The 25,183-nt window shown below is 76.2% G+C and carries 20 protein-coding genes; 15 read left to right on the forward strand and 5 right to left on the reverse strand.

The annotated features are described in order from the left end of the window. The first annotated feature begins 37 nt into the window (after positions 1–37). Together HNP84_RS20010 and HNP84_RS20015 are read left to right on the forward strand one after the other, a co-directional pair. On the forward strand, positions 38–1,036 hold the full coding sequence (locus HNP84_RS20010) for a P1 family peptidase (protein WP_185051285.1): 999 nt from the start codon (positions 38–40) through the stop codon (positions 1,034–1,036). Positions 1,037–1,250: 214 nt separating this feature from the next. Then, positions 1,251–2,033, forward strand: a complete 783-nt coding sequence (locus HNP84_RS20015) for a class I SAM-dependent methyltransferase (RefSeq protein ID WP_312925283.1) — start codon at positions 1,251–1,253, stop codon at positions 2,031–2,033. A 17-nt stretch (positions 2,034–2,050) separates the two neighbouring features. Here the strand turns inward: HNP84_RS20015 and HNP84_RS20020 are convergent, their stop codons facing one another. After that, positions 2,051–3,469: an alkaline phosphatase PhoX gene (locus HNP84_RS20020; RefSeq protein WP_185051286.1), complete on the reverse strand. Its 1,419-nt coding sequence runs from the start codon at positions 3,467–3,469 to the stop codon at positions 2,051–2,053. A gap of 161 nt (positions 3,470–3,630) precedes the next feature. On the opposite strand from HNP84_RS20020, the gene HNP84_RS20025 reads away from it, so the two are divergent. Continuing rightward, positions 3,631–4,371, forward strand: coding sequence for an SDR family NAD(P)-dependent oxidoreductase (locus HNP84_RS20025; RefSeq protein WP_185051287.1), 741 nt, complete (start codon positions 3,631–3,633; stop codon positions 4,369–4,371). A gap of 99 nt (positions 4,372–4,470) precedes the next feature. Here the strand turns inward: HNP84_RS20025 and HNP84_RS20030 are convergent, their stop codons facing one another. From HNP84_RS20030 to HNP84_RS20040, 3 genes are all read right to left on the reverse strand, one after another. Further along, positions 4,471–5,277, reverse strand: coding sequence for an SAM-dependent methyltransferase (locus HNP84_RS20030; protein WP_185051288.1), 807 nt, complete (start codon positions 5,275–5,277; stop codon positions 4,471–4,473). Between the two features lie 50 nt (positions 5,278–5,327). Continuing rightward, the gene (gene ligD / locus HNP84_RS20035) at positions 5,328–6,287 is read right to left on the reverse strand and encodes a non-homologous end-joining DNA ligase (protein WP_185051289.1); all 960 of its coding nucleotides are present in this window, start codon (positions 6,285–6,287) and stop codon (positions 5,328–5,330) included. A 323-nt stretch (positions 6,288–6,610) separates the two neighbouring features. Next, a complete protein-coding gene (locus HNP84_RS20040) occupies positions 6,611–7,324 on the reverse strand; it encodes a hypothetical protein (RefSeq protein ID WP_185051290.1) in 714 nt (237 codons plus the stop codon). Between the two features lie 478 nt (positions 7,325–7,802). Between HNP84_RS20040 and HNP84_RS20045 the strand changes: the two genes are divergently transcribed. Further along, positions 7,803–8,375, forward strand: coding sequence for a DUF421 domain-containing protein (locus HNP84_RS20045; protein WP_185051291.1), 573 nt, complete (start codon positions 7,803–7,805; stop codon positions 8,373–8,375). 112 nt (positions 8,376–8,487) lie between these two features. Then, entirely contained in the window at positions 8,488–8,988 is a 501-nt protein-coding gene (locus HNP84_RS20050) for a hemerythrin domain-containing protein (RefSeq protein WP_185051292.1), read from the forward strand. Positions 8,989–9,056: 68 nt separating this feature from the next. On the opposite strand, the gene HNP84_RS20055 is transcribed toward HNP84_RS20050, so the two are convergent. Then, positions 9,057–9,449 carry a thiol-disulfide oxidoreductase DCC family protein gene (locus HNP84_RS20055; protein WP_185051293.1) on the reverse strand — a complete coding sequence of 131 codons (393 nt, stop codon included), beginning with the start codon at positions 9,447–9,449 and terminating at the stop codon, positions 9,057–9,059. A gap of 390 nt (positions 9,450–9,839) precedes the next feature. Here HNP84_RS20055 and HNP84_RS20060 point away from each other — a divergent pair, with 390 nt between their 5' ends. The 10 genes from HNP84_RS20060 to HNP84_RS20105 are packed head-to-tail and all read left to right on the forward strand — an operon-like array spanning position 9,840 to position 25,104. After that, positions 9,840–10,679, forward strand: coding sequence for an ammosamide/lymphostin RiPP family protein (locus HNP84_RS20060; protein ID WP_185051294.1), 840 nt, complete (start codon positions 9,840–9,842; stop codon positions 10,677–10,679). Beyond that, the gene (locus HNP84_RS20065; RefSeq protein ID WP_221336493.1) at positions 10,676–12,469 is read left to right on the forward strand and encodes a hypothetical protein; all 1,794 of its coding nucleotides are present in this window, start codon (positions 10,676–10,678) and stop codon (positions 12,467–12,469) included. Before HNP84_RS20060 ends, HNP84_RS20065 begins: the two co-directional genes overlap by 4 nt. 44 nt (positions 12,470–12,513) lie before the next feature. Further along, positions 12,514–15,081, forward strand: a complete 2,568-nt coding sequence (locus HNP84_RS20070; protein ID WP_221336494.1) for a lantibiotic dehydratase — start codon at positions 12,514–12,516, stop codon at positions 15,079–15,081. Further along, the gene (locus tag HNP84_RS20075) at positions 15,078–17,351 is read left to right on the forward strand and encodes a lantibiotic dehydratase family protein (RefSeq protein ID WP_185051295.1); all 2,274 of its coding nucleotides are present in this window, start codon (positions 15,078–15,080) and stop codon (positions 17,349–17,351) included. Before HNP84_RS20070 ends, HNP84_RS20075 begins: the two co-directional genes overlap by 4 nt. After that, positions 17,339–18,772, forward strand: a complete 1,434-nt coding sequence (locus tag HNP84_RS20080) for a hypothetical protein (protein ID WP_185051296.1) — start codon at positions 17,339–17,341, stop codon at positions 18,770–18,772. The genes HNP84_RS20075 and HNP84_RS20080 overlap by 13 nt, the downstream gene beginning before the upstream one ends. Continuing rightward, a complete protein-coding gene (locus tag HNP84_RS20085; RefSeq protein ID WP_185051297.1) occupies positions 18,769–21,009 on the forward strand; it encodes a lantibiotic dehydratase in 2,241 nt (746 codons plus the stop codon). Before HNP84_RS20080 ends, HNP84_RS20085 begins: the two co-directional genes overlap by 4 nt. Continuing rightward, positions 21,006–22,247, forward strand: coding sequence for a metallopeptidase TldD-related protein (locus HNP84_RS20090; protein ID WP_185051298.1), 1,242 nt, complete (start codon positions 21,006–21,008; stop codon positions 22,245–22,247). Before HNP84_RS20085 ends, HNP84_RS20090 begins: the two co-directional genes overlap by 4 nt. Then, positions 22,240–23,307 (forward strand): hypothetical protein, encoded by a 1,068-nt coding sequence (locus HNP84_RS20095; RefSeq protein WP_185051299.1) that lies wholly within the window; start codon positions 22,240–22,242, stop codon positions 23,305–23,307. The genes HNP84_RS20090 and HNP84_RS20095 overlap by 8 nt, the downstream gene beginning before the upstream one ends. Next, positions 23,294–24,445 carry an NAD(P)/FAD-dependent oxidoreductase gene (locus HNP84_RS20100; protein ID WP_185051300.1) on the forward strand — a complete coding sequence of 384 codons (1,152 nt, stop codon included), beginning with the start codon at positions 23,294–23,296 and terminating at the stop codon, positions 24,443–24,445. Before HNP84_RS20095 ends, HNP84_RS20100 begins: the two co-directional genes overlap by 14 nt. Beyond that, positions 24,427–25,104 (forward strand): VOC family protein, encoded by a 678-nt coding sequence (locus tag HNP84_RS20105; protein WP_185051301.1) that lies wholly within the window; start codon positions 24,427–24,429, stop codon positions 25,102–25,104. Before HNP84_RS20100 ends, HNP84_RS20105 begins: the two co-directional genes overlap by 19 nt. Positions 25,105–25,183: the final 79 nt, after the last annotated feature.

The following is a 25,183-nucleotide window of genomic DNA, read 5'->3' on the forward strand; positions in this document are numbered from 1 at the left end:
TGTGACCCATGGAGGCACTGTGACCGTTGGAGGCACCGTGACACCATCCGCCGAACCGCGGCTCGCGGCGCCGTCGGCGTTCGCGCCGGACGTGGCGGGCAACGACGACCTGCCGCTGACCCCGCAGGCCAGCCCCGGCCGGGGCGTGGTGCCGTTCGACCTGCCCGGCGTGTACGTGGGCACCGCCGAGTACGCCGAGGGCCCCACCGGGTGCACCGTGGTCCACGTCCCGGCCGGGGCGCGCACCGCCGTGGACGCGCGGGGCGGCGCGGTCGGGCTCAGCGGCGGGTACGACTTCAACCACGCCATCTGCCTGGCCGGCGGCTCGGTGTACGGCCTGGCCGCCGCGGCCGGCGTCAGTGACGAACTGCTGGCGCGGCGGCGCAACCAGGTGCGCTGGGACGACCTGCAGATCGTCTCCGGCGCGGTGATCTACGACTTCTCCGCCCGCGACAACGCCGTCTCCCCGGACGCCGCCCTGGGCCGCGCCGCGCTGCGCAACGCCAAGGAGGGCGAGTTCCCGGTCGGGCGGTGCGGCGCCGGCCGCAGCGCCACCGCCGGGAAGGTCGAGTTCGGCCGGGCCGAGTTCACCGGCCAGGGCGCGGCGTTCCGGGCGTACGGGGACGTCAAGGTGCTGGTCGCCACCGTGGTCAACTCGGTCGGCGTGGTGGTGGACCGCGACGGCGCGATCGTACGCGGCAACTACCACTCCGCCGAGGGCGTGCGCCGCCACCCGGCCGAGGACTACGCCGCCATGATCGGCCGGCCCGACGCCCCCGCCCCGGTGCCCGGCAACACCACGCTCACCGTGCTGGTCACCAACGTCCGCCTGCCGGAACGCGAGCTGAACCAGCTCGGCCGCCAGGTGCACGGCTCCATGCAGCGTGGCATCCAGCCCTTCCACACCGAGAACGACGGCGACGTGCTGTTCACCATGACCACCGACGAGGTGGACCTGACCGGCGTGCGGTCCACCGGCCTGGCCACCCTCGCCGCCGAGGTCGCCTGGGACGCCATCCTGGACGCCGCCCGCTGACCCGCCCCCCGCCTGGCCCGCATCCTGGACGCCGCCCGCTGGCCCGCCCCCCGCCTGGCCCGCCCCGCCTGGCCCGCGCCCGAGCGCGCCGCCCGCGCGGCGGACGGCCGTACCGGTGGCGAGTTGTCGCCGTCGAGGCCCGGGGGCCTTGCCACGGGCACGGCCCGGTCAGGAAGATCGCTGAAGGTGTGGACGGCGACTCGGGGAGGGCGCGGTGCGGCAGAGCGGGCAACGTCAGACCTGGACGGCCGGCGACTACCGGCACGTGGGCGTGCAGTTCCTGCTCGCGGCCGAGATGCTGTGCGAGGCCGTGGAGATCAGGGCGGGGGAGAAGGTGCTGGACGTCGCCACCGGCACCGGCAACCTCGCCCTCGGCGCGGCCCGGCGCGCGGCCGAGGTGACGGCCCTGGACCTGGTGCCCGAGCTGATCGCGGTCGCGCGCGACCGCGCCGCCGCCGAAGGGCTGGAGGTGGCCTTCCGCGAGGGCGACGCCGAGGCCCTGCCGTTCGAGGACGCCTCCTTTGACGTCGTGGCCTCGACGTTCGGGGTGATGTTCGCCGCCGACCAGGAACGCGCCGCGGCCGAGCTGGTACGCGTGCTGCGCCCCGGCGGGCGCATCGGCCTGGCCTGCTGGACCCCGTCGGGCTACATGGGCCGGATGCTGGAGCTGAACACCCGCTACCTGCCGCCGCCGCCCGGCTACCGCCCGCCCAGCCGCTGGGGCACCTCGTCCGGGCTGGAGGAGCTGTTCGGCGGCGAGGCCGACATCCGGGTGACGGGGCGTACGCTCCGGTGGAGGTTCTCCTCCCCCGAGGCGCACGCCCGCGTCTGGGCCGAGGTCTACGGCCCCACCCGGATGACCGCGCAGGCACTGGACGACGAGGGCCGCGCCGCCCTCGTCGCCGACCTGGCCCGCATGGTGACCGAGCTGAACCAGGACGGGTCCACGCTGCTGCTGCCCATGGACTACCTGGAGATCGTCATCCGGCCGCGCTGACCGCGGCCGGGCGGCGCTCAGTGCCGCCGGCCCCGGCCGCCCCACGGGCCGGTGATGGCGAAGACGTAGCCCGGGCTCTGGATGCCCACGTAGAGGACCTTGCCGTCGGCGCTGAAGACCGGGCCGGCGAACTCGCTGTCGTTGAGCTCGTTGCGGGCCAGCGGGTAGACGGTGCCGCGGTCGGTGACGCCGACGAGGTGCTGGATGCCGTCACCGTCCTCGGCCAGGATGATCCCGCCGTACGGCGAGACGGTGATGTTGTCCGGGCCGTCGTAGTTGGTGTCCTTGTCCGGGTCGGGGTTCACGCCGAAGATCGTCTTCAGCGTGACCGTCTCGGACTCGGGGTCGTAGAACCACACCTGGCCGTCGTGCTCGTTGACGCTGCCGTCGTCGTGCCGGGCGTAGCTCGCCACGAAGTAGGCACCGCCGTCGGCCCACCACTGGCCCTCCAGCTTGCGGCTGCGGGTCACCTCCTCGTCGGTGAACTGCTTGCGCACGGAGGTGGTCTTGGCGTCGCGGTCGGGCACGTCCACCCAGGTGACCTTGTACCGGGTGCCGGGCCGCGTGGCCTGGGACAGGTCGGCGATGTGCCTGCCGCCCTTGGTGCACTTCATCGCCTGGAGCCTGCCGGCCGTGTCGCCGCCCTCCGACAGCGCCAGCCGCTTCAGCGCGCCCTTGCCGGGGCGGAAGCCCTTCGGCGGCACCCAGCGGAAGTACAGGCCGTTCGGCTCGTCGGCGTCCTCGGTCTCGTAGATGATCGAGGTGCGCGGGTCCACCGCGACGGCCTCGTGCGAGAAGCGGCCGAGGAACTTCAGCGGCACCGGGTCCTGGTTGAGGTCGTTGTCGAAGGGGTCCACGTCGAAGACGTAGCCGTGGTCCTTCTTCAGCGCGCCGCCGGCCTTGACCTCGGTCTCCTCGCAGGTCAGCCAGGTGCCCCAGGGGGTGACGCCGCCCGCGCAGTTCTGCACCGTGCCGGCCAGGCTGACGTACTCGCGCACGCGCCTGCCGTCCTTGTCCACCACGATGTTGGTGGTGCCGCCGCGGCCTCCGGCGTCGTAGGTCAGGCCCTCCAGGGCGGGCACGCCGTACTTCTCGTCGCCGCCGATCTCGTGGTTGTTGACCAGCACGCCGCCGCCCTTCGGGCCGCGGAAGAAGCCGGTGCCGTCGGTGTCGGAGGGGGTCGGCTCGCCGGACTCCAGCTTGGTGCCGCCCGCCTGGGCCACGATGGTGTAGGAGAAGCCCTTCGGCAGCGAGAGCAGGCCCTTGGGGTCCTTGACGACCGGGCCGTACCCGGCCCCCTTGTCCGGACCCGCGGCCTCGACGACCTGCGCGGCGGCCGGGCCGGCGATGGCCTCGACGCTGCCCGCGATGGCGATGCCGAGGCCGCCGGCGGCGCCGGTGCGCAGGAGGTTACGGCGGGAAATCTCTGCAGTCATGTTGAAAGCACCTTTTTCCGGCACATAAGGGTGAGCACTAGGACCCAAGTCCTCCGGACTGAACTGCGCGCGCCACGGCACGGACACCGCGATGAACGTACGCCCAACGATGCCGGACGGGGTAGAAGTGGGACCAGCGATCACAGGGAAAGGGGACGCACGTGTCGCACGACGCGGAGCTCGCGGGACGGGTGGCGCTGCTGACCGGTGCATCGGGCGGCATCGGCGGCGCGCTGGGGCGGCGGCTGATCGCCGCCGGGGTGCGCACGGCCTTCTGCTACGGCGGCCACGCGGCCGAGGCCGAGCGACTGGTGGCCGAGGCGCGCGCGGCAGGAGTGGACGCGGTCGCACTGCCGGGCGACCTCGCCGACCCCGCGGTGCCCGCCCGGCTCGCCGACGCGACCACCGAGGCCCTGGGCCCGATCGACCTGCTGATCCCCAACGCTGGCTACTCCGCCCCGGCCGCCTACACCGAGGTGGACCTGGAGACCTGGGACCGCACCCAGGCCGTCAACCTGCGCGCCCCGTTCCTGCTGGCCCAGCGGATCGTGCCGGGCATGGCCGAGCGCGGCTTCGGCCGGGTGCTGTTCGTCTCCTCGATCGCCGCCTTCACCGGCGGCGTGGTCGGCCCCCACTACGCCGCGTCCAAGGCCGGCCTGCACGGCATGCTGCACTTCATCGCCGCCCGGGTCGCGGGCGACGGCGTGACCGTCAACGCCATCGCCCCGGCCCTGATCGAGGACACCCGCATGCTGCCCGCGGGCGGCCCCGGCCCCCGCGCCCTGCCCGTCGGCCGCTACGGCCGTCCCGAGGAGGTCGCCGACCTGGCCATGGCGGTGCTCCGCAACGGCTACCTGACCAACCAGGTGCTCAGCCTGGACGGCGGCGCCCACCCCCGCTGACCCGGGAGCCCACCGCCCGGACAAGACCGCCCACCACGGACGATCCCCCAGAGATAAGGACGCCACCGGAGACATCGCCGGAGACGGGGACACGGCGGCTCAGGGTTTGCGCCCCAGCCCTCCGTACTGGTAGACCTCCCGGTCGGTGTACTGGGTCGTCGCGTCGGGATGCCACTTCGGCAGCGACACCACGCCCGGCGGCATCAGCTCCAGCCCTTCGAAGAACATCTCCAGGTCCGCGGGGGTGCGCAGCATGATCGGCGCGGCGTCGCTGGCGTTCCACCGGGCGGCGGCCTCGTCCATCGACGGGCTGTGCACGCTGTGCGCGAGGCCGAGGTAGCTGCCCCTCGGCAGCGCGTGCAGCAGGGTGCGCACCGCCGCCCGCGCCTGCTCGTCGTCGGGCACGAACTCCAGCACGCCCATCAGCAGCAGCGCGATCGGCTGGGTGAAGTCGAGGGTCTCGGTGGCCGCCTGGAGGATCGGCTCGGGGTTGCGCAGGTCGGCGTCGATGTAGTCGACCGCCCCCTCCGGGGAACCGTGCAGCAGCTCCCGAGCGTGGATGAGCACCACCGGGTCGTTGTCCACGTACACGATCCTGGCCGCCGGGTTGACGCTCTGCGCGATCTCGTGCGTGTTGCCGGCCGTGGGGATGCCGGTGCCGATGTCGAGGAACTGGACGACCCCGGCCTCACCGGCCAGGTAGCGCACCACCCGCCGGATGAACTGCCGCTCCGCCCGCGCGTTGACCGGCAGGTCGGGCATCACCCGCAGGATCTGGTCACCGACCTCGCGGTCGGCGGGGTAGTTCTCGGTGCCGCCCAGCCAGTAGTCCCACACGCGCGCCGAGTGTGGGATCTGGGTGTTGATCCTCCTGCGGGCGGCGCCACGGGCGGACTCCTCGCTCATCCCGGTCCTCATTCACACACGGTCGGATCGTCTGCTGAACACAGTAATAGTCAGCCCTCGCGCCGGGCGCGGGCGCGGCGCTTGCCCTCGTGCATGGCCTGCACCCGCGCGGTGGGGATCGCCCGGCCCTCTTCGACCAGGTCCTCGCCCAGCGGCCGGGGCGCGGGCATGCGCTCGGCCCAGGGATCGGCCGCGCCGAGCAGGCCGGGCACGGTGTGCAGCGTGAAGTCGCCGGGCCGCACGTCGTCCAGGTCCTCCCAGGCCACCGGGAACGACACCGGCGTGCCGGGCCGGATGCGCGGGCTGTAGACGGCCGCGACCGTGGCGCCGTAGGCGCGGGTGGAGTCGAGGAACACCTTCCCGCCCCGGTCCTCGATGATGTACGCCGTGGTGGCCAGCGCCGGGTCCAGCCGCTCGGCGCGCGCGGCCAGGGCACGCGTGGCAGCCGCCGCCTCCTCGTGCGTGGCCAGCCCCTCGATCGGCACGAACACGTGCACGCCCTTGGCCCCGCTCGTCTTCACCACTCCGTCCAGCCCGGCCTCGGCCAGCGCCTGCCGCACCAGCCGCGCCGCGGCCACGACCATGCCGAACGCGTCGGCGGAGGGCGGGTCGAGGTCGAGCACGAGGTGGGTGGGCCGGTCCCAGTGCGCGGCCCGGAACAGCGCCGGGTGGTACTCCACCGCCCGCTGGTTGGCGAACCACAGCAGCGTACGGCGGTCGTCGCACAGCGCGTACCGCACCTCCCGCCGCGAACTCTCCGCCCACAGCGTGACCGTGCGCACCCACTCCGGGGTGTACTTCGGCACGTTCTTCTGCATGAACGGCTCCTGCCCGCGCAACACCCGCAACACCGACAGCGGCCGATCACGCAACTCGGGCAGCACCCGTTCGCTCATGGCGTCGAGATAGTCCACCAGATCCCGCTTGGTGGCCCCGGCCCCCTCGAACAACGGCTGGTCGAGATTCGTCAGCGCGACCCCGTCGCGCTCCTCGCCTCCACGCCCGGCCATGCCCCACCTCCCCCGCCATCAAAGCACCTCCGCCCACCGCACCGGGCGACAACCACCGGTAGCGGGCGAAGATCGGGCCCAGGAGACGAAATGTGCCAGTGGTCCGGTAGCTCGCCCACGCCCGCCGATGACGGTCCGAGGATGGCACCGGCCGGTGCCGCACCACCTCCCGTTGACGCCGCGGGCGGTAATGGCGGTCAGCCCGGGCCACCGGCCGGTGCCGCACCACCTCCCGCCAACGCCGCGGGCGGCGACGGCGGTCAGCGCGGGCGCGCGGCCGGTGCCCGAAGCGGTTGTGCCGCGGACGGCGTACCCCCGGGGCCTCAGCAGGTGGGACGTTCCGGGTCCTTGGTGACCAGGACGCTGTCGTGCAGGCGGGCGCCTTGGGGCAGGGTGATGGCGTGGTCGGGGGTGGAGGGGCTGGGGGTGCCGCTGGGGACCCAGTACACCTCGATGGCGAAGTGCCGGCCCGCGCCCTCGCCTGACTCGCCGCCGATGACCACCCGCTTCTTCCAGCGTTCCACGGTGATCTCATCGACGAAGTAGTGGTGGCCGTGCGGGCTGCGGGTGACCAGCCAGAGCCGGCCGAGGTCGGGGAGTACGGCGGTGCCGAGGGCCTTGGCGCAGGTGGGTAGCACGGCGCCGTAGCCGGGGCGCTCGATGACGGCCATGCCGATCGGCGCCGGGCCGCTTCGCCCGAGCGCGTTGCCCGCCGGTGGGCCCGTGCCCGGGGAGCCGGTCGTGCCGGGGATCTGGCCGGTGCCCTGGCCCTGGCCCGGAATGTGTGCCGCTCTCGGGTCCTGACCGGTGCCGGGGGGCTGTTCGAAGCCCTGGCCCGCATCGACCGCCGTGCCCAGGGTTCCGTCGGGGCCGGTGCCGGTGCGATCCGTCTTCGCGGCGGCGGCCACGCCGTCGCCGGTGGGCGGGCCGGCGCCGCCGCCGAGGAGGGGCGGGCCGATCGCGACGACGAAGGCGAGCGTCGCGGCCGAGAGCGCGAGCAGTGCGCCGGACATCACCTCGATACGGCGATATCTCATGGCATTCGGGGCAGGCGCGGTATGGGGGAGTCCGGGGGATATCTCTATTGGGCCCCCTTTTGTCTTGCCTGGAAGCGGTGTCGGATTTGGCGGTGATGGGGAATTCTGTGAGTCTGGGGGGAATTCTCCGGCAATGGTGGCCGACGCCCCCGGACCGCCGTCACCCCGGAGCGCCTGGCGGATCTGGAGGGTCAGCGCGAACAGGGCGATCGCGGCCGCGGCCACGCTCGCGACCTGGTCCGCGGGCTCCGGCGCGTACCATGCCGCGACGCCGCCCAGCCCGATCGCGATCCCACATGCCGCGGGCATGAACAGCGATATTCCGTTGCCTCGCCTGCCCTTCATGAGGCCATTATCTCCCGTCATCGCGTCCGTGGAACGTGCGCCGCGAATAATGCTGGAATTTTCCGTGCCGCACGCCCGGAGGTATCGTCGCCCCGGAAAGCCGGAGCGGCGATCTTGAGGAGGGTGAGCGGCGATGTGGGCCGATCTGATGGTGAGCGGCATCCCCCTGGCCGAGAAGGCGGCCCGCACCGTGCTGGTCTACCTGAGCGTGGTGGCGCTGCTCCGGGTGGTCGGCAGGCGCGACCTGGCGCAGCTCAACACCTTCGACCTGGTGGTGATGCTGCTGCTGTCGAACGTCGTGCAGAACGCGATCATCGGCCCGGACAACTCCGTCCTGGGGGCGGTCTTCGGCGCGGTCGTGCTGCTCGGGACCAACGCGGTCCTGGCCCGCGCCGCGGCGCGCTGGAACCGGCTCGGCGCGCTGCTCGAGGGCCGGCCCGTCACGCTCGCCGAGGACGGCCGGTACGACTCGCGCACCCTGGCCCGCCTCGGCCTGCGCGCCGCCGACCTGGAGATGGCGATCAAACGCCAGGGCGGCAACCGGGTGACCGACGTCCGCTCGGTGACCCTGGAGCCCGGCGGCACCCTGCTGGTCCGGCTGCGCCCGGAGGAGGAGAACGCCTCCCACGGCGACGTCGCCGCCATCAACGCCCGTCTCGACCGGATAGAGGCCATGCTCACCGCGCTGTCCTCCCGCTCCACCTGACCGGGCGATTTGACACCACAGGGGGCCCGGTGATCGAATCCCGGGTCAGCGTCGCGGTGTACCCGGCACGAAGTCCGCCGAGGGCATGGAGGCGCCGGATCATGGGACGACCATGGACACACCCACCCCGCCTGACGGCCGCCTGACGGCGTTCGGCAATCAGTTGATCGACATGCACACCTGGCTGCGCGAGGAGCTGGCCGCGCTGCGCGCCTCCCTCGACGCCGGCCGTACGGGCCGGTCCCGGGACCTGCGGGCGCACTGCCTGGCCTTCTGCGCCGCGCTGACCCGGCACCACACCGGCGAGGACGAGACGGCCTTCCCGCTCCTGGCCGAGCGCCATCCCGGGCTGCGCCCGGTGCTGGAGGAGCTGCGCCGCGACCACGACATCGTCACCGGCATCCTGCGCGCGATCGAGGACCTGCTCGCCGGCCTCGGCTCGAACCCCGCTCCCGAGGAGGTCCGGCGCGTACGCGGTGAGCTGGACGGCCTGTCGGCCCTGCTCGACTCGCACTTCCTGTACGAGGAGAAACGGATCGTGCAGGCGCTCAACGAGCTGGACCCGCCCGGTTGGCGCGAGGGACGGCCCGCCTTCCTGCGCCCCGGGTACTGAGCGCCCCGGGCACTGAGGCCGGGTTTCGAGGGCGCCGGGGTACTGGACGCGCCGGCCGAAGCCGGGCGTCAGTCGCGCCCCTTCGCGGCCGGGCGCTCGGCCGGGGGGAGCGCGCAGGCGGGGGTGCCGCCCGGCATGCGGTGCCGGTTGCGCGCGACCAGCCGGTAGACGGCGGCGGCGAGGGGGCGTACGGGCCGGGAGCGGATGACCCGGCCCAGCGCCCGCCACGGGGGACCGGCGTCCACCAGCAGTTCGGCGACGGCGAGCGCGCCGCCGAGCACCCGCCCCCCGGCCAGCCACAGCACCTCGTGCTCGGCCCGCTCACGGGTCACGCCGAGGGCGTCCAGGTCGGCGGCCTGCCAGGGGATCGCCCGCGCCCGGGTGTGGACGCGCCGCTCGGCGAAGCGCACACATCGGGTGCAGAAGCCGCAGTCTCCGTCATAGACGAGTAAGGGTGTCATACCCCCATCTTCACACTCGCGGTGGCACGGGCGCGGGTCGGCCTCTTCTGCGACCGCGCGTTTTTCCGGGAAACGCCCGGTGCGGATCGCGCGATTGGCGAATCGGCCGATTTTCTGTACGGGGGTGCGGGCCGGCGGCCCGGCTGGCAGGAGCGCCTGATCTTGCTAACCGAGGGTGACGGAGATCGACCCTTTGGCTACGTTACAGCGACTCAAGGGGTGACACGTGGCCGGTGTTATGCGCGGAGAGTGATGAAACGAGCGTCGCTCGCGTACGAGGGATCTCGGCGAAAAGTGGGGAAAAGGCGGGATCTTTGGGAAATGTCCGGGCCTATTGCCGTGCCCGGTAAGGGCCGTTGACAGTGAAATACGCCTCCGTACGCTCTTGCATTGCGTGAGGTCGGCGTCGAAAGCCGCCACCTCATCGAATTGTGCGGGAAAAGCACGCCCCAGCGAGGAGGGGAGACGGCGGCGATGGACGACGAGGACAGCGGCGAGGACAGGGGCGAGGACAGGGGTGCGGTGGGCGGCGGTGGCGCCATCCCGCCCACGACCACACGGGACAAGGCCCAGGCGGAGCCCAGGCCCCATGACAGCACCACCGCGGCCATGGGAGGGGAGCCCGTCATAGGACGGGAGGCCGCCATGGGGCGCGAGGTGGCGACGGGGCGACAGGTCGCCAGGGGTCGGGAGATGGCGACGGGGCGAGAGGTCGCCACGGGTCGGGAGGCCGCCATGGGGCCGCATGCCGCTGCGAAGGAGGATGCTGCCGCAGGCCGGGATGCCGCTGCCGAGCGGGATGCTGCTGCGGGGCTGGATGGGGCCGTGGGCCGGGGCGCTGCTGCGGGCGGGGAGGCCGCGGCAGGTCCGGACGCACGTGCAGGCGGGGGCACCCTCCCGGATGGCGATGCCACTGCCGGCCGGGACATGACCGGAGGCCGGGAGGCCATCGCGGGCCCGGAGGCCACCGCGGGCCGGGCTGTCGTGGGGCGGGATGCAGGTGTGGACGCCGATGCAGGTGTGGACGCCGACGGCGGTGATGTGCCGGGGGCCGGCGGCGGGGCGGAGGAGCCGGAGGACCTCGACGACTCGGACGACCCGGAGGACCCGGAGGGCCTGGACGATCTCGACGATCTGGACGATCTGGATGACCTCGACTTCGATCTGGACGAGGTGGAGAACAAGATCGCGCCGTTGGCGCTGGCGGTCGATGAGGGTATTCGGCCGTGACCCGCACCGACGCCAGGATCGCCGGGCTCGTCGGTGTGGAGGCCGAGGTGAACACCGGGCCCGCTGTCGCCTATGCGGGGCTGCGGCGGGCGATCGAGGCGCTTCGTGATGCGGGGGCGACGTTCGGGGAGATCCCCGGGCGGTACGGGGTGGAGTGGGCCGAGTTGTTCCCGGGGGAGGGAAGTGGGGGGCCGGTGCTGGCCGAGATCGCGCTGGCGGCCTCCGAGCGGCGGTTGCACCGGGAGTCGGAGCAGGTTTTCCGGGTGCTGGCGGTGGGGGCGGCGGCGCTGTGCCATGGGGTGGCCGAGGTCGGGCGGCCGTTGGTGCTGCTGGGTGTGGGCGGGGCCGATCTGCCGTCGTTGCGCGGGTTCATGCGGGCCGTCGAGCACGCCCGTACCGTGCCGGGGGCCGACATCGTGCCGCGCGACCCGGAGCGGGTGCGCGCGCCGCTCGCCGAGGCCGCGGATCTGCGGGCCGAGCGGGCGGGGTGCCTGCGGCGCATGGGGCTCGGCCTGGAGCCCGGCGATCTGCGGGCCGACCTGCCCGCGAGCGGGGCGGACGACGCCGCGGGGTGGCCCGACGGCGAGCTGTACCGCCGGGCGATGGACCCCGGCGCGCCGGCCGCCGACCGGCTCGCGGCGGCGCTGGCCTACTCCAGGGCGGCGTTCTTCACCGCCAACTGGGAGGGCATGGCGGTGGTCGCCGCGGCGGCGCTCGGGCTGACCCGCGGGCTCCCCGACGCGCGGGTGCCCGCCGTGCTGGAGGCCGCGGGCCGGCACGACGGGCAGGCCGAGGCGATCGAGTTCGAGCCCGCCGTGCTGCGCACCGCGGCCGACCTGCGGGCCTACCTGTGCAAGGTCCTGGGCATCCAGGCGACGTTCCGCGGCAGGCAGGACGAGGCGCTGGCGTGCTTCCGGGCGATGCGCGGCGGCGAGGGCCGGGTGCTGCCGGAGGTCCGCGCCCAGTCCCACCTGTACGCCGCGCTCACCCTGGTCAAGCGCATGGACCGGGTCGGTGAGGCGATCCGCGAGCTGGAGCGGGGCTTCGCCGCCGTGCCGCCGCGCGCGGGCGAGTCCGGCGGCCACCGGCGCGAGCGGGGCTGGCTGCACAACCTGCGCGGGCTCACCTGCTTCGCGCTGGGCGAGCCGCGCGAGGCGCTGGAGCACGAGAAGCGGGCCCTGGCCTGCATCGAGGGCCTGTCCGACGCGAGCAGCGTCCACCTGCGGATCAACCTGCTGTCGAACGTCAGCGTGCTGCAGGAGAAGACCGGCCGGCACCGGCAGGCGCTGGCGACCTGGGCCAGGTTCGAGCGGGCGGCCGGGGCGTCGAACACGCCGTTCGCCAAGCACCACGCCTACCGTGCGGCCGGGCTCGCGCTGCTCGCGGCCGACCGCGACGCCGCGACGGCGGGCCTGGAGCGGTCGCTGGCGTGCGCGGAGGAGTCGCGTGACGACTTCCACGCCTGCGAGATCCGGCTGGAGACCGGCGGGCTGCTGGTCCGCGCGGGCGACGCGGCGGGGGCGTACGCGTGCTTCGCGGCCGGGGAGGAGGCGGCGCGCAGGCTCGGCGACCCCTACCGGATCGCGCTGGCGCTGGCGGGCCAGGCGGTGTGCGGCGGCCGGGCCCCGGGCGCGGAGGTGGCGGCCGTCGCGGCGCGCAGCCTGGCCAACGCCGGCCGGGCCCGCGCGTTGTGCGAGCGCGCCGATTCCGCGGTGGGGGCGGCGGAGCTGCTGCCGGGCCCGCGCACCAAGCTGAACCGGCCCTTCGATCTCGTCAACTTCCAGGGGTGAGGGTGCTTTCAGGGACGACGTCCGGGCGACGCGGGGAATGGCGGTTGTACCCCCGGCTGCTGCTGCGCCGGGCTGGCTTCCCCTTCGAGCTGCTGTACGCCGTGGCCGACGGCCCGGCCGCGGGCGCCGCCGAGGTGTACCGGGACCGGGTGCGGGCCCTGGAGGCGGTGCGCGGCGCGCTGTTGCAGGAGATCCCCAAGGCCGTGGTGACCGCCGCCGCGGCCGGCGACCGGGACCGCCTGCGGGCGCTGTCGCGCTGCCGCCGCAGGGTGGCGCGGCGGCTGCCCGCCGCCCCGGCCGATCTGGATGAGCCGCTGCCTGCGGCTCCGGCCGATCTGGGTGAGCGGCTGCCTGTCGCGTCGGCCGATCTGGGTGAGCGGCTTCCTGGCGCTCCGGTTGATCTGGGTGAGACCGCCTCCGGCGATGGGACGGCGGCGCTGCTCGCCCGGTACGCCGCCGCCGTGCGGGCGCTGGAGCGGGCGCGGTGCTCGCTGGACGCCGTGCTGGCCGAGGAGGCGGGCACACGGGCCGAGCGGGTGGCCGGGGTGCTGCGCGACGAGCGCGTCCTGGACGCCCTGCTCCAGCTCGCGCCCTCCTTCCACCGGGAGGCCGAGCGCCGCCTGCGCGTCCGGGCCCGCGACGACGCCAAGGGGCGGGCGTTCCTGCGCCGCGCCTACCTCTACGTGCAGCGGCTGGCCGCCAAGAACGAGACCACCGGCTTCTTCGGGCCGCTCGTGCACGGCGAGGTGGACCCCTCGGCCGCCGGGATCGCGCTCGGCCCCGAGACGCCCGGCGGCGTGCTGCGCGCGGAGGCGTTCGTGGCCTTCTGGGCGGTCTGCCGGCTGGCCGAGCGGATGGCCGCCGACCCGGAGGTGGCCGCGCGGCTCCCGGTCACCTGGGTGCCCGCCTGCCGCCGCGAGCCCGTCGCCGGCGGCGACCGGGGTGCGATCACGCTGCCGGGCGGGCGGCGTGTCGCGCTGACGCACGAGCAGTGGCGGGTCGTGGCGCTCATCGACGGCTCGCGCGAGGCCGGGCGGCTGGCCACCGAGTCGGGCGTGGCCCCCGGCGAGGTGGACGCGCTGGTGACGCGGCTTCGCCGCGCGGGCGCCGTACGCCTCGCGCCCGAGCCGCCCTCGGCCATGCCCCGTCCGCTCGACTGGCTCATCGCCCGCGCCGAGCGGTACGCGGGCGGCACCCACTGGCCGAAGTCCCTGCGTGGCCTGCGCGAAGCCGCCGCCCGCTACTGCGCCGCGCCCGATCACCGTGCCAGGGCGGCCGCGCTGGCCGAGCTGGAGCGCGTCTTCTCCGGCCTGGCCGGCGCGCAGCCCCGCCGCGAGGGCGGCAAGATGTACGCCGACCGCCTGGTCGCCTTCATCGACGCGGAGGGCGACCAGTCGCCGGTGCGTGTCGGGGGCGATGTCGCCCGCCGCTGGGAGGCGGCGCTCGGGCCGGTGCTCGACGCCGCGGCGCACTACGGCGAGCTGCGGCGCCGGGCCGCGGCCGGGCTGTGCGCGGCGGTGATGCGGGCCGCGGGGGCCGAGCGCATGCCGTACGACGAGCTGATCCGGCGGCTGCGCGGGATGATCGGCGGTGAGGAGGAGCTGCCGCCGTGGCCCGGCCACGGCGCACGGCCGCCCGCCGCCGGGCACGGGGAGCCCGCCAGGCGGTTCGCCGCGGCGCTGGCGGAGCTGGCCGAGCGGCGCCGTATCGGCGTGGAGTCGGTGCTCGACCCGGCCGAGCTGGCCGCGCTGCACCCTCCCGCCGCCGGCCCGTGCTTCGCCGCCCCCGATCTGCTGCTGGAGGCCCGCCCCGGCCGCGATCCGCGGCTGGTCCTGGGCGAGATGCACCCGTACGTGTTCGCCTGGGGCTCGCAGGGGCTGTTCAGCCCCGACCCCGAGGGCCTGCTCGCGGCGTTCGAGGAGGACCTGTCGCCGTGGGGCGGCCGGGAGCGCCTGGTCACCGTGATCCGCAGGCGCCGGCACAAGGGCCTGGTCGCCGAGTGGTTCCCGGGCCGGTTCGTGGAGATCACGGCGACCGCGACCGCCGACGGACGGCGCACCGTGCCGATCACCGACCTGACCGTCACGCTGCGCGACGGCGAACCGGTGCTGAGCGACGCCGCCGGGCCTGTGGTCCTGTACGCGGGCGAGGACCAGCGCCCCCACCTGGCCGCCTTCGCCCCGCCCGCCGCCGCGCTCCCGCTGATCAGGACGCCCGGCGCCGCCCTCGCCCCGCGCGTGGTGGTCGGCGACGTCGTGGTGCAGCGCGCCCGCTGGTGGATCACCCCGTCCGACCTGGGCCTGCCCCGCTACGTGAGCCCGCGCGAGAACGCCGGGCGCGGCGGCGACGCCTTCGCCGCCGCGCAGCGCCTGCGCGTCACCCGGGAGGTGCCCCGCTTCGTCTTCGCCCACGTGCCCGGCGAGCCCAAGCCGGTCGGCATCGACCTGGACAACCCCCTCGCCGTCGAGGCGCTCGTCGCCCTCGTGGCCGGCGCCCTGGTGCCGGTGGCGCTGAGCGAGATGCGCCCGGGGCCGGAGGGGCTGTGGCTGCGCCACGGCGGGCGGCCCACCACCTCGGAGTTCCGCCTGGCCCTGAGGAGGGTGCCGGCATGAGCCGGGAGGAGACCTGGACCCTGCTGCCCACGCTGGTCGTGCGCAGCGCCGGGTTCCCGTGGGAGACGGTGCTCGCCCTGGCCCACCCCCGCGCCGGGGAGATCGCCGGGGAGATCGCGCGGCTGGAACGGCAGGCGCGCGACCTGCTCGCCGACCGCCCGCCGGGCGGTCACCTGCCGCGCGGCCCGCTCAGCAGGCTGCGCAACCTCAGGCCGCTGCCCCCGCGCACGCCGGGCCCGCCCGGCTGGATCGCCGCCTGGAACAAGATCACGACCAGGCTGGAGGAGGTCAGGGCCGCGCTGCCCGCCGCCGTCGAGGCCGATTCGGCCGCGGCCGGCGCGGCCCTGGCCGCGGTCACCGCCGACGAGCGCTTCCTGGACGCGCTGGTCACCTCCGCGCCCGCCGTCTACCGCGACGTGTGCCGGGGAGTGCAGGGCAGGCGGATGCGGCGGCAGCTCGCCGCGTACGTGCAGCGGCTGTGCGCCAAGTGCGAGACCATGAGCTTCTTCGGGCCGATCGACTACGGCCGGGTCGATCCCCGCGCCCCCAGCGGCTACACCTGGGCCGGGCACCGCGCGTGCGCCGCCCGGGTCGCCTACCCCGCCGCCCGCGTCGGCGAGGCCCTTCAGGAGCGCATCCTGGCCGACCCGGCGGTGGTGGCCGGGCTGGTGCCCCGGCGCAAGACCTGGACCCGCCCCATGCGCGACGCCGCGGGGGTGCTGGAGCGCTGCGACGGGCGCCGTACGGTGGCCGAGATCGCCGCCGCGGCCGGGATCGAGGTGAGCCGGGCCTGCGCGGTCGTCGTCGCCGGCGTGCGCCGGGGCCTGCTCACCCACGGGCTGTGCCCGCCCGCCACCGTGCCAGACCCGCTCGGCTGGCTGCGCGAGCGGCTCCCGGCCCACGGCGGGCCGGTGCCGGAGGCCGCCGAGATCGCCGGGCTGCTGGAGCGCTACCCCCAGGCCCCGCCCGCCGAGAAGCCGGCCATCCAGGAGCGGGTCGCGGAGCTGGCGGGCGAGGCGCGTCGCCCGGCCGGGCCCGGCGAGCGGGGCGGGCCGAGGTTCTACAACGACCGGGTGATCGTGCACGAGGCGGCCAGGGGCACGCTGCGGGTCACCGCCGGGGGCGGGCTGGCCGCCGACCTGGCCGGGCGCGTGCCACGGGTGCTCGACCTGCTCGCCGAGGACGCCGAGCTGACCCGGTGGCGCACCAACCGGCTGCTCGCCGCCCGCCTCGGCCGGGGCGCGTTCCGGCTGGCCGACGCGCTGCGGGCGGGCGCCGGGCTGGAGATCCGGCACGGCGACCGGCTCGCCCGGCGCGTCGCGGAGATCCTGCGCGGTTCGCCCCCCGGCGCGGTGTCCGTCGATCTCGCCGCGCACGCGCGCGAGCCCGTCCCCCCGGCCGCGCCGGTGCTGTGCTCGGCCGACGTCATGGTGGCCGCGCCCGCGCTGGAGGCGTACGAGCCGGGCCGCACCCCGCTGGTGCTGGGCGACATCCACGACGCGGCGCTGCTCACGCCGTGGGCGTTGCAGTTCCACCCCGACGCCGCCGCCCTGACCGCCGCCCGCGACGACGCCATCGAGCGGGCGCTGACCGGGTTCACCGCGCTGAACGTCATCGCGCGGCGCGGCGGCGGGCTGCCGCCGCTGGAGTTCCCCGGCCCGGTGCTCGAACTCGGCGGCGTCGCCGCCGACCCCCGCCGGCGCCGGATCGGGCTGGACACGCTGTTCGTGCACAGCGACGGCGAACGCGCGGAGCTGCGCGCCCACGGGCTCGCCGGGCCGCTGCTGTTCCACAACGGCGAGCTGGACACCGCCGTGCACACCGCGCTCGCGCTGCCCAGGATCAGGCGCCCCGCGCTGCCCGACCTGCCCTACATCCCCCGCTTGACCTGGGACAACGTCGTGGTGTCGCGGCGCCGCTGGCTGATCGGGCGCGACCGGTTCGACGCGCTGGGCGCCGCGCCCGGCGACTCCGGGCGGCTGGTCGCGATGGCGCGGCTGCGGGCCGAGCACGACCTGCCGGGCGCGTTCTTCGCCTCCTCGCCCGCCGAGCGCAAGCCGATCTACGTGGACTCCCGCGCGCCGGCCCTGCTCGACGGGCTGGTCCGGCTCGCGCGGACCGCCGACCGGCTCACCCTGACCGAGACACTGCCCGGCCCGGAGGAGTGCTGGCTGCGCGACGGCGGCCTGCGGTTCGCCGCCGAGCTGCGCTGCGTCTACCTCCGCCCCGCCGCGGGCGCCCAGGGGGAGGAGCGCCGGTGGACCTGCTGATCGTGCCGCCGCTCACCGACTTCACCACCGAGGTCGTGCCGCCGCCCGGCGCCTCGCTGCTGGATCTGAACGAGCGGTTCGTCACCCGCCTGGCCGACCCCGCGCGGCTGCGGCGCACCGGCCACGACGACCCCATGGCCGCCCTGTTCGCGCGGGCGGCGGCGGCCGTGCTGGAGCGCGGCGCGTACGACTCCGCGCGCCTGCGCGCCGTGGGCACGGCGCTGCGCCTGGCCCGCGACCCGGCCGTGCGGCTGACCGTGGACGACCTGGAACTGACCGAGGGCACCACGCAGCGCAGCGCCGACGTCCTCGCCGCCGCCCGGCGCTGCTCGCTGTTCCGCCCCGAGATCGAGGCGGCGGCCCGGGTGGCGCGGGGACGGCGGGCGTACGTGCTGGTGGACGGCGACCAGCAGCTTCCGGCCGCGTTCGCGCTGGTGCGGGCGCTCGGGCCCGACCGGGTCACGCTGTGCGGGCGCTTCGCCGCCGCGCACGCCCCGGCGCTGGTCGCCATCCCCGGCTTCCGCGTCCGAGGCGGGCTGACCTGCCGCGACTGGTCTCCGCCGCGCGTGGTGCGCGCCCCCTGGCGGCCCGCCGAGCCGGTGGCCTGGATCGACGGCACCCGCCTGCCGCGCGCGAGCGGCGCGTGGGCGGGCTGGCTGGACGCCGGGCGCGTGGCCGCGCTGCTGCCTTCCGCGCTGTCCCGCTGCCGCGGCCTGACGGTCACGGTGACCGGCTTCGACGGCCTCGCCGCCGCCACCGGCCTGGACGGCGCGCGGGCCGACCTGCGTCCGGTGCCGGACGCGCTGCCCGAGGGCACGCCCCTGGCCTTCGAGCTGGTCGCGGGCGCGCCCGGCATGGCCGAGGACGCCGTGACGGCCGCGCTGGACCGCCTGGCCGGCGGGCGGGCGTGGCGGCTGGCGGGGCTGCGGCCGTACCGGATGCCGGTGGGCGCCACGTGCTGGGGCGCCGCCTGCCGGGGCGCTCCCGCGCGCCCCGATCCCGATCTCGACCTCGCCCGGTGGGTCCCCTTCGACGCGCCCGGCACCATGACCCCCGAGGAGGTGAGCGCGCTGATCGCCGCCTGGCTCGACCGGCACGCCGCCCACGCCGACCTGTTCCCCGGACGCCTGGCCGCCGCCGCGCTCATGCCCGCCCCCGGGCGCGGCGGCCCTGACCCGTACTGGGACCCGGCCGCCCAGGTGGTGGAGGCCCGCGGCGACGGGCCGGACGGGCGGGGGCCGGGGACCTTCGCGGTCAGCCTGCGCTCCGGACGCGCCTACCGCCTGCACCCCCGGCTGGTCCCGGCGGTGACCGCGCTGGCCGGCGGCGATCCGCGGGCGCTCGCCGGCCTGCCGGAGCGGGCCCGCGAGCGCGTGCTCGGGGAGCTGACCCGGGCCGGAGTGGTGAGGAGCCGCGCATGAGCCGTCAGTGGCGCATCGGCCGGGTCTTCGTGCTCCGGCACTGCGGCATGCCGTTCGACTGGCTGGAGGAGCTGGCCGGGCCGCCCGCCCTGCTGGAGGCCGCGGACGCGCTGCTGGACCTGGAGGAGTCGCAGGCCGCGGCGCCGCCGGGCGTACGCGCGGCGATGGCGGCCTGCGACCCGGAGCGGGTGCCGCCGGGCAGGCGCGGGGTGCCGGAGGTCGCGGAGTGGTGCGAGCGCGCGGCGCGCTACCGGGCCATGTACCGGGAGGCCGACGAGCGGGCCACGGGCGAGCTGCGCCGGGCCCTGCGCCGGCCCACGGTGGACGAGGCGATCTTCATGTCCAACCCCGGCGTGTACCGCAACATGCTGGTGCCGATGCTGGAGGAGCGCGAGCCGGTCCCGCTCGACTCGCGCCGGCGCAGGGCGCGCCGCCAGCTCTACACCTACCTGCAGCGCTTCTGCGCCAAGAGCGAGACGGTGGGCTTCTTCGGCCCGATGGCCTACGGCACCGCGACCGCGCCCGGCGCGACGGCGGTGCTGCGCACCGGGCTGCCGCGGGTGCGGCGGGTGTTCCTGTCCGGGTGGGCGGCCCGGGAGCTGGTCCGCGCCATCGTGCGCGACAGCCGGATGCTGCTGGACCTGCGCTTCCACCGCACCGGCCGGGCCGCCGAGGACGGGGAGCACGGGGAGCAGGGGGAGCAGGGGGAGCGCGGGGAGCACGGCCTGCTGGCCGCCGTCGGTCCCGAGGGGGCCACGCTGCGGGGGTTGCGGGCGGCCACCGGGCGGCCGGTGCGCGAGGTGGCCTGGGAGCTGCGCGAGCTGGCCGCCGCCGGGGCGCTGGACGTCGCGCTGGGCGGCGGGCCGTACGATCTGTGGCCGCTGCGGACCCTGGCCGCGCAGCTCGCCGAGCTGCCGCCCTCACCGGCGCGGGAGGAGTGGCTGCGCCGCGTCGCCGAGCTGGACCGGCTGCGGGGCGCGCTGGAGACCGAGCCGCTGGCCGGCAAGATCAAGATCCTGGACGAGCTGGAGAGGCTGTTCGTCACGATCACCGGCGTAGAGGCGCGGCGCGGCGCCGGGGCCACGTACGCCGACCGCGCGGTGGTCTTCGAGGAGTGCTCCTCGCCGTTCGCGCTGGAGGTGGGCGAGGACCTGCTGCGGGAGTGGGAGCGGCGGCTGCGCCCGGCGCTGGAGGCGTGCGTCGCACACGGCCACGCCGCCCAGACGGCCGCCTCGCGCCGGGTCGCCGAGGCCCTGGGCGGGCGGGGCGAGCTGCCGCTGCCCGAGTACGCCGCCCGCGCGACCGGCCTGTTCCCGGCGTCCGGCGGCGCCTTCCAGGCCGCGCACGCGCCCCGTTACGGCGACCCCGCGCAGGGGCCACGGCTGGCCGAGGAGGCCGCGGCGCTCCGCGGCGACCGGTACGCCGTCATCGACCTGTGCCCCCGCGCCGGCGACGTGTCCGGCCTGGCCGGGGCCGCGCTGCTGCTCGCCCGCGCCCACCATCACCTTCAGGTGCCGAGCTGGCTGGGCGCGATGTACCCCGACCCCGCCGGGTTCGCCGCCGAGGCGGCGGCCTGGGTCGCCGAGCAGGGCGGCCGGCTGGTCGGCTTCGACTTCGGCCGCCGCAACAAGGGCTACTACCGCTTCCCCGGACCCGAGGTCCCGCTGCGCCCGCCCTCGTGGACCGACGCGGCGCGCCCGGGGCTGCTGCGGGCCGAGGAGCTGACCGTGCGGGTCGAGCGCGACCGGGTGCGGCTGTTCGGGCCGGGCGGGCGGGAGGTGCGGGCCTACCTCCCGCTCGGCGACTTCGTGAAGTACCCGCCCTACGCCGCCCTGTCGCACCCGCAGGTCCTGCACCCCGTCTTCGCCCCCGGGCACGGCGAGTGCGAGGAGGTGCGGATCGGCGGCGTCGCGGTGCAGCGGGCCCGGTGGCGGCTCGACCCGGCCGAGGTCACCCAGGCGGCGCCGGAGGCCCGGTTCCTCGCGCTGCGCCGCCTGGCCCGGCGCACCGGGCGGCGGTTCGTGTTCTGCCGGGCCGAGCGCGAGCGCAAGCCGTACCTGATCGACCTGGCCTCGCCGCTGGCCGCCGACCTGCTGGGCCACGTCGCCCGCGGCGGCGGCGCGCTGACGGTGGAGCCCATGGCGCCCGGCCCGGAGGAGCTGTGGCTGCGCGACCCCGAGGGCAGGCGGTACGTCTGCGAGCTGCGCATGCAGGTCATCGGGCGGGAGCGGCCATGATCACGAGCTTCGCGGAGCACACGCTCCGGTTCAGCCTGGAGCTGCGGCCCGACGGCTCCGTACGCCGCCGCTCCGCCGTGCGCCGCGGCGCCTGCCTGGAGGAGCACCACGGCCCCGGCGAGGTCGTGCACCGCTTCGCCGACGGCGACGAGCTGCTGCGCGAGCCCCGCCGCCGCGTTGAGCGCCAGGTCGCCGACGCCGCCCGCGAGGTCCAGGAGCGCCCCCATGCCGAGGCCGGGCCCGAGGCCGAGGACGCGCTGCGCGCGCTGAGCCGCGAGACGGGCCTCACGCTGGTGCTCAGCGGGCTGCACCAGCACGTCGCCGCGGGCGGCGACGGCGCCGCGCGCACCGGCGAGCGGCTGGTGTGCACCCTGGAGGCGGCCCCGGGGCCCGGTGCGGCCGGGAGCGAGGCGGTGCCCTGGCGGCCGGACCTCCCGCTCGCGGCGAACCTGGCCGAGGCCGGGCGGGCGGTGGAACGGGTCCGCGCCCGCGAGTCCGCCCGCCGTACCGGCGAGGTGCCGGCCGGGCGCGACCTGGTGCTGCGGCCGGGCCGGGCGGGGGCGTTCTTCCACGAGCTGGTCGGCCACCCGATGGAGGCCGACGTGCTGCGCTCGGGCACCGGCTACCTCGCCCCGCTGGCCGGGCGGCGCGTCGCCCCCGAGTGGCTGTCCGTCGTGGACGGCGCCACCCGGGCCGCGGCCGGATACCGCGCCGCCTTCGACGACGAGGGCACCCCCTGCTCGGAGGTCGCCCTGATCGACCGGGGCGTGGTCGGCCGCCCCATGACCGACCTCGCCACCGCCCGCCTGACGGGACAGGCCCCCACCGGGCACGGCCGCCGCCTGGACTACCGCCACCCGGCCATCCCGCGCATGACGCACACCTGCGCGCTGGCCGACGCCACCGCCGAGCCCGCCCCCCACGAGTGGATCGAGCCCTGCGGCCTGCTGCTGGAGTCGATGAACCTGGCCACGGGGGCCTTCGCCTTCCTCGCCCCCGCCCCGCTGCTGCGCCGCCAGGACGGCCCGCCGCTGCGCCTGCCGCCCCTGCGCATCGCGGGCGACGCGCTGCGCGTGCTGGCCGCGCTCAGCCCGTCCGACCCCGGCGTGGCCGAGTACGCCCGCGCCCGGCGGGGCTGCGGCAAGCTCGGCCAGTTCCCGCTGCTGGTGACCTTCGCCAACTCCGGGGTCCGGCTGCCCGCGCACGCGGTCTCGATCGAGGCGGTCCCCGATGCGTGAGGCCGTGGACGACCTCGTCGTACGGGCGCGCGGCACCCTCACGCCCGGACCCGGCACGCCCGGGGTGAGGCTGTCGGCCGAGGCGCTGGCCATGAGCCGCGACGACACGGGCGCGATCCGCGGGTCCCGCCGCCTGCCCGGCGGCCCGCCGCCCGGCCACGGCGCGCCCGCCGCGGTGCGCGCGCTGCTCGACCGCGCGGCGCGGGCCCTGGCGGCGACGCCGTTGCAGAGCGTGCTCGCCGAGGTGCGCGAGCTGCCCGCGCTGCGCTGGCGCTGGGCCCGGGTCCTCGCCCGCGTGGAGACCCCCTCCGGCCCGATGCTCACCGGCGTGTCCGCCCCCTCGGCGGCCGGCGCCGCCCTGCCGGACCTGGACGGTCGCCTCCTCCTGCCGCCGTGCGAGCCCCCAGGGCCTCCGCCGCCCGGCTGGGAGGCCCTGCCGCTGCTGCTCCGCCCCGCCGTCGCCGCGGCGGTGGTGGCCGGCACGAGCCTGGTGCTGACCTCCCCGGCCGCCCGCTCCCGGCACGGCCGCCGGGTGCTGCCCGCGCTCACCCTCACCGACCTGCCCACCGCGCACCCCGAACCGGCCCGCGACGACGCCGCGCGCCCGGCGTCCGCGATCCCCCTGGTGGCCGGCGGCGTGCTGTGCCCGCCGCCCCGGGAGCCCGCCACCGGCGCGCTGCCCGGCCGGGCCGTGTGGGACCACGACCTGGGCGCCCTCGTCCCGGCCCCGCTCGCCCGGGTGCGCCTGTCCGGCCTCGCCGCCGTCCCGGAGCCGGACGGCGGGTTCGCCGAGCTGGTCTGGCCGGTGGAGGGCCTGCGCCGCTACCACCCCGGCGGCGGCGTGCGGCTGATCTGCCTGGCCCGGGTGGCGCACCGTCCGCGCGAGTGGTTCGCCGTACGCGTGCGCGCCCGCCCGCAGGCGCTCCTGCGCGCCGTCTCGGGCGCGGCCGGCGAGCCCGTCACGGCGTGCGCCGACGCCGACGTAACGACCCCCTCACTGCTGTTGCCGAGCGCCCGCGAACTCGCGGCGGAAGGGAAGGGCACCATTGCAGCGCTATGACTTCGTCCTGGTCGGGGGCGGCATCGTCGGCGCCTGCCTGGCCGAGGAACTGGCCGGCACGGGCGCGTCGGTGGCCGTGCTCGACGCGGGCGACGAGGCCGGGCACGCCAGCGTGCGGGCCGCCGGGGTGGCGGTGCCGTCGCTGCGCTACGTCACCGACCTGGAGTTCTACCGCTGGCTGCAACGGGCCCGGCTGCGCCTGGACACCGACATCGAGCGGCTGGAGCCGCGCTATGGGGCCTTCAGCCTGACCCGGCCCATCCTGCGGATGCTGCGCCTGGCCGAGGTGCACCAGTACGCCGCCGCGCTGGAGGCCGCGGGCGTCACCGGCTGGCTGGACCCGGGCGCCCTCGCCGGCGACCTCGCCCGCGGCCTGGCCGACGGGCTCGCGCAGGGCCTGACCGCGGGGCTGCGCCTGTCGTACGAGCGCCGCCGCTTCCTGTACGACGAGAACGGCCTCATGGTGGACGGTGCCCGCTACCTCGCCGCCGTGCGCCGGCGCTGCCTGGACCTGGGCGTGGCGTGGCGGCAGCGTACGACGGTGCTGGAGGTGGGCGACGGCGCGGCGCTGGTCACCTCCGCGGGCACGGTGCGGGCCGACCGCACCGTGATCACCGCCGGCGCCTGGTCCGGCACCGCCGGGCTCGCCGGCAAGGGCGTGCCGGTGTACCCGCAACGCGGCCAGCTCGTCACGATCGCGAGCGAGGAGACACTGCCGTTGATCTTCTCCTCGATCTGCTACCTCGCCCCCGGCGTGGACGGCGAGATCATCGCGGGGGCGACCGAGGAGGACGCCGGCTTCGACGACCGGTGCGACGTCTCCGGCATCACCCGGCTGCTGCGCTTCGCCGCGGCCACGATGCCCTCGTTGCTCTCGGCCACCCCGACCGCGCTGCGCTCCGGACTGCGGCCCGTGTCGGCGACCGGCCGCCCGCTGATCGGCCGCGTCCCCGGAGAGGCCGGGCGCGGCGGCCGGCTCTGGGTGGCCTCCGGGCACGCCGGCCACGGGCTGATCTCGGCCCGGCTCACCGCCGAGAGCGTGGCCGCGGCCCTGACCACCGGCACCTGGTTCGACCTGCCCGCGAGCATGTGCCCGAGCCGGGCGGCGGAGGCGAGGGCATGCGCATCGACCACGTGACCATCGGCGCCCGCGACGTCGGGCAGGCCCGTGAGCTGCTGTGGGACCGCTACGGGTTCGGCCTGGCCGAGGGCGGCCCGCTGCACGACGGGACCGCCAACTGGGTGGTGCCGTTCGACACGCCGGACGTGCAGTACCTGGAGGTCGTCGTGCCCCGCGACGAGGACGCCATGGCCGCCGCCGGCATCCGCGACGGCTTCATGGAGCGCACCGCCGCGGGCCCCGCCTTCCTGACCTGGGCCGTGCTGGTCGAGGGCATCGAGGAGGCGGCGCGGCGCGTCGCCGGGCTGCTGGGCGAGGACCCCGGCCTGCTCCGCGGCGAGTCGGTACGCCCCGGCGGCCTGCGCCTGCCCTGGGCCGAGGCGGCGTACACGGCCTCGTGGCGGAAGCCCGCGCGCCCGTTCTTCCTGGAGTACGGCGCCTGGCCGCTGCGCCGCGCCCGAGTCCCCCGCGACCTGGCCGCGGCCCGGCACCGGACCACCCCCTCGGCGATCTCCGCCCTCGTCGTCGGCACCGGCGGCACCGCACCCGCCGACCTGGACGCCTGGCTCGGGGGCGCCGACCTCCCGGTCCTCACCGAGCCGGACGCGCCGTGCGGGGTGCGCGAGGTCGTGGTCGAGACCCACGGCGGCGGCCGGATCGCGGTGAGGCTGCCGTGAGGCGTACCAGAACGCACGACAGGAGCAGGTGACGTCATGAGCCCGGTCCCCGCAGTGGTCCTCCTCAGCGGATCGCTCA

It is taken from the genome of Thermocatellispora tengchongensis (assembly GCF_014202315.1).
In the GTDB taxonomy this organism is placed as follows: Bacteria; Actinomycetota; Actinomycetes; order Streptosporangiales; family Streptosporangiaceae; genus Thermocatellispora; species Thermocatellispora tengchongensis.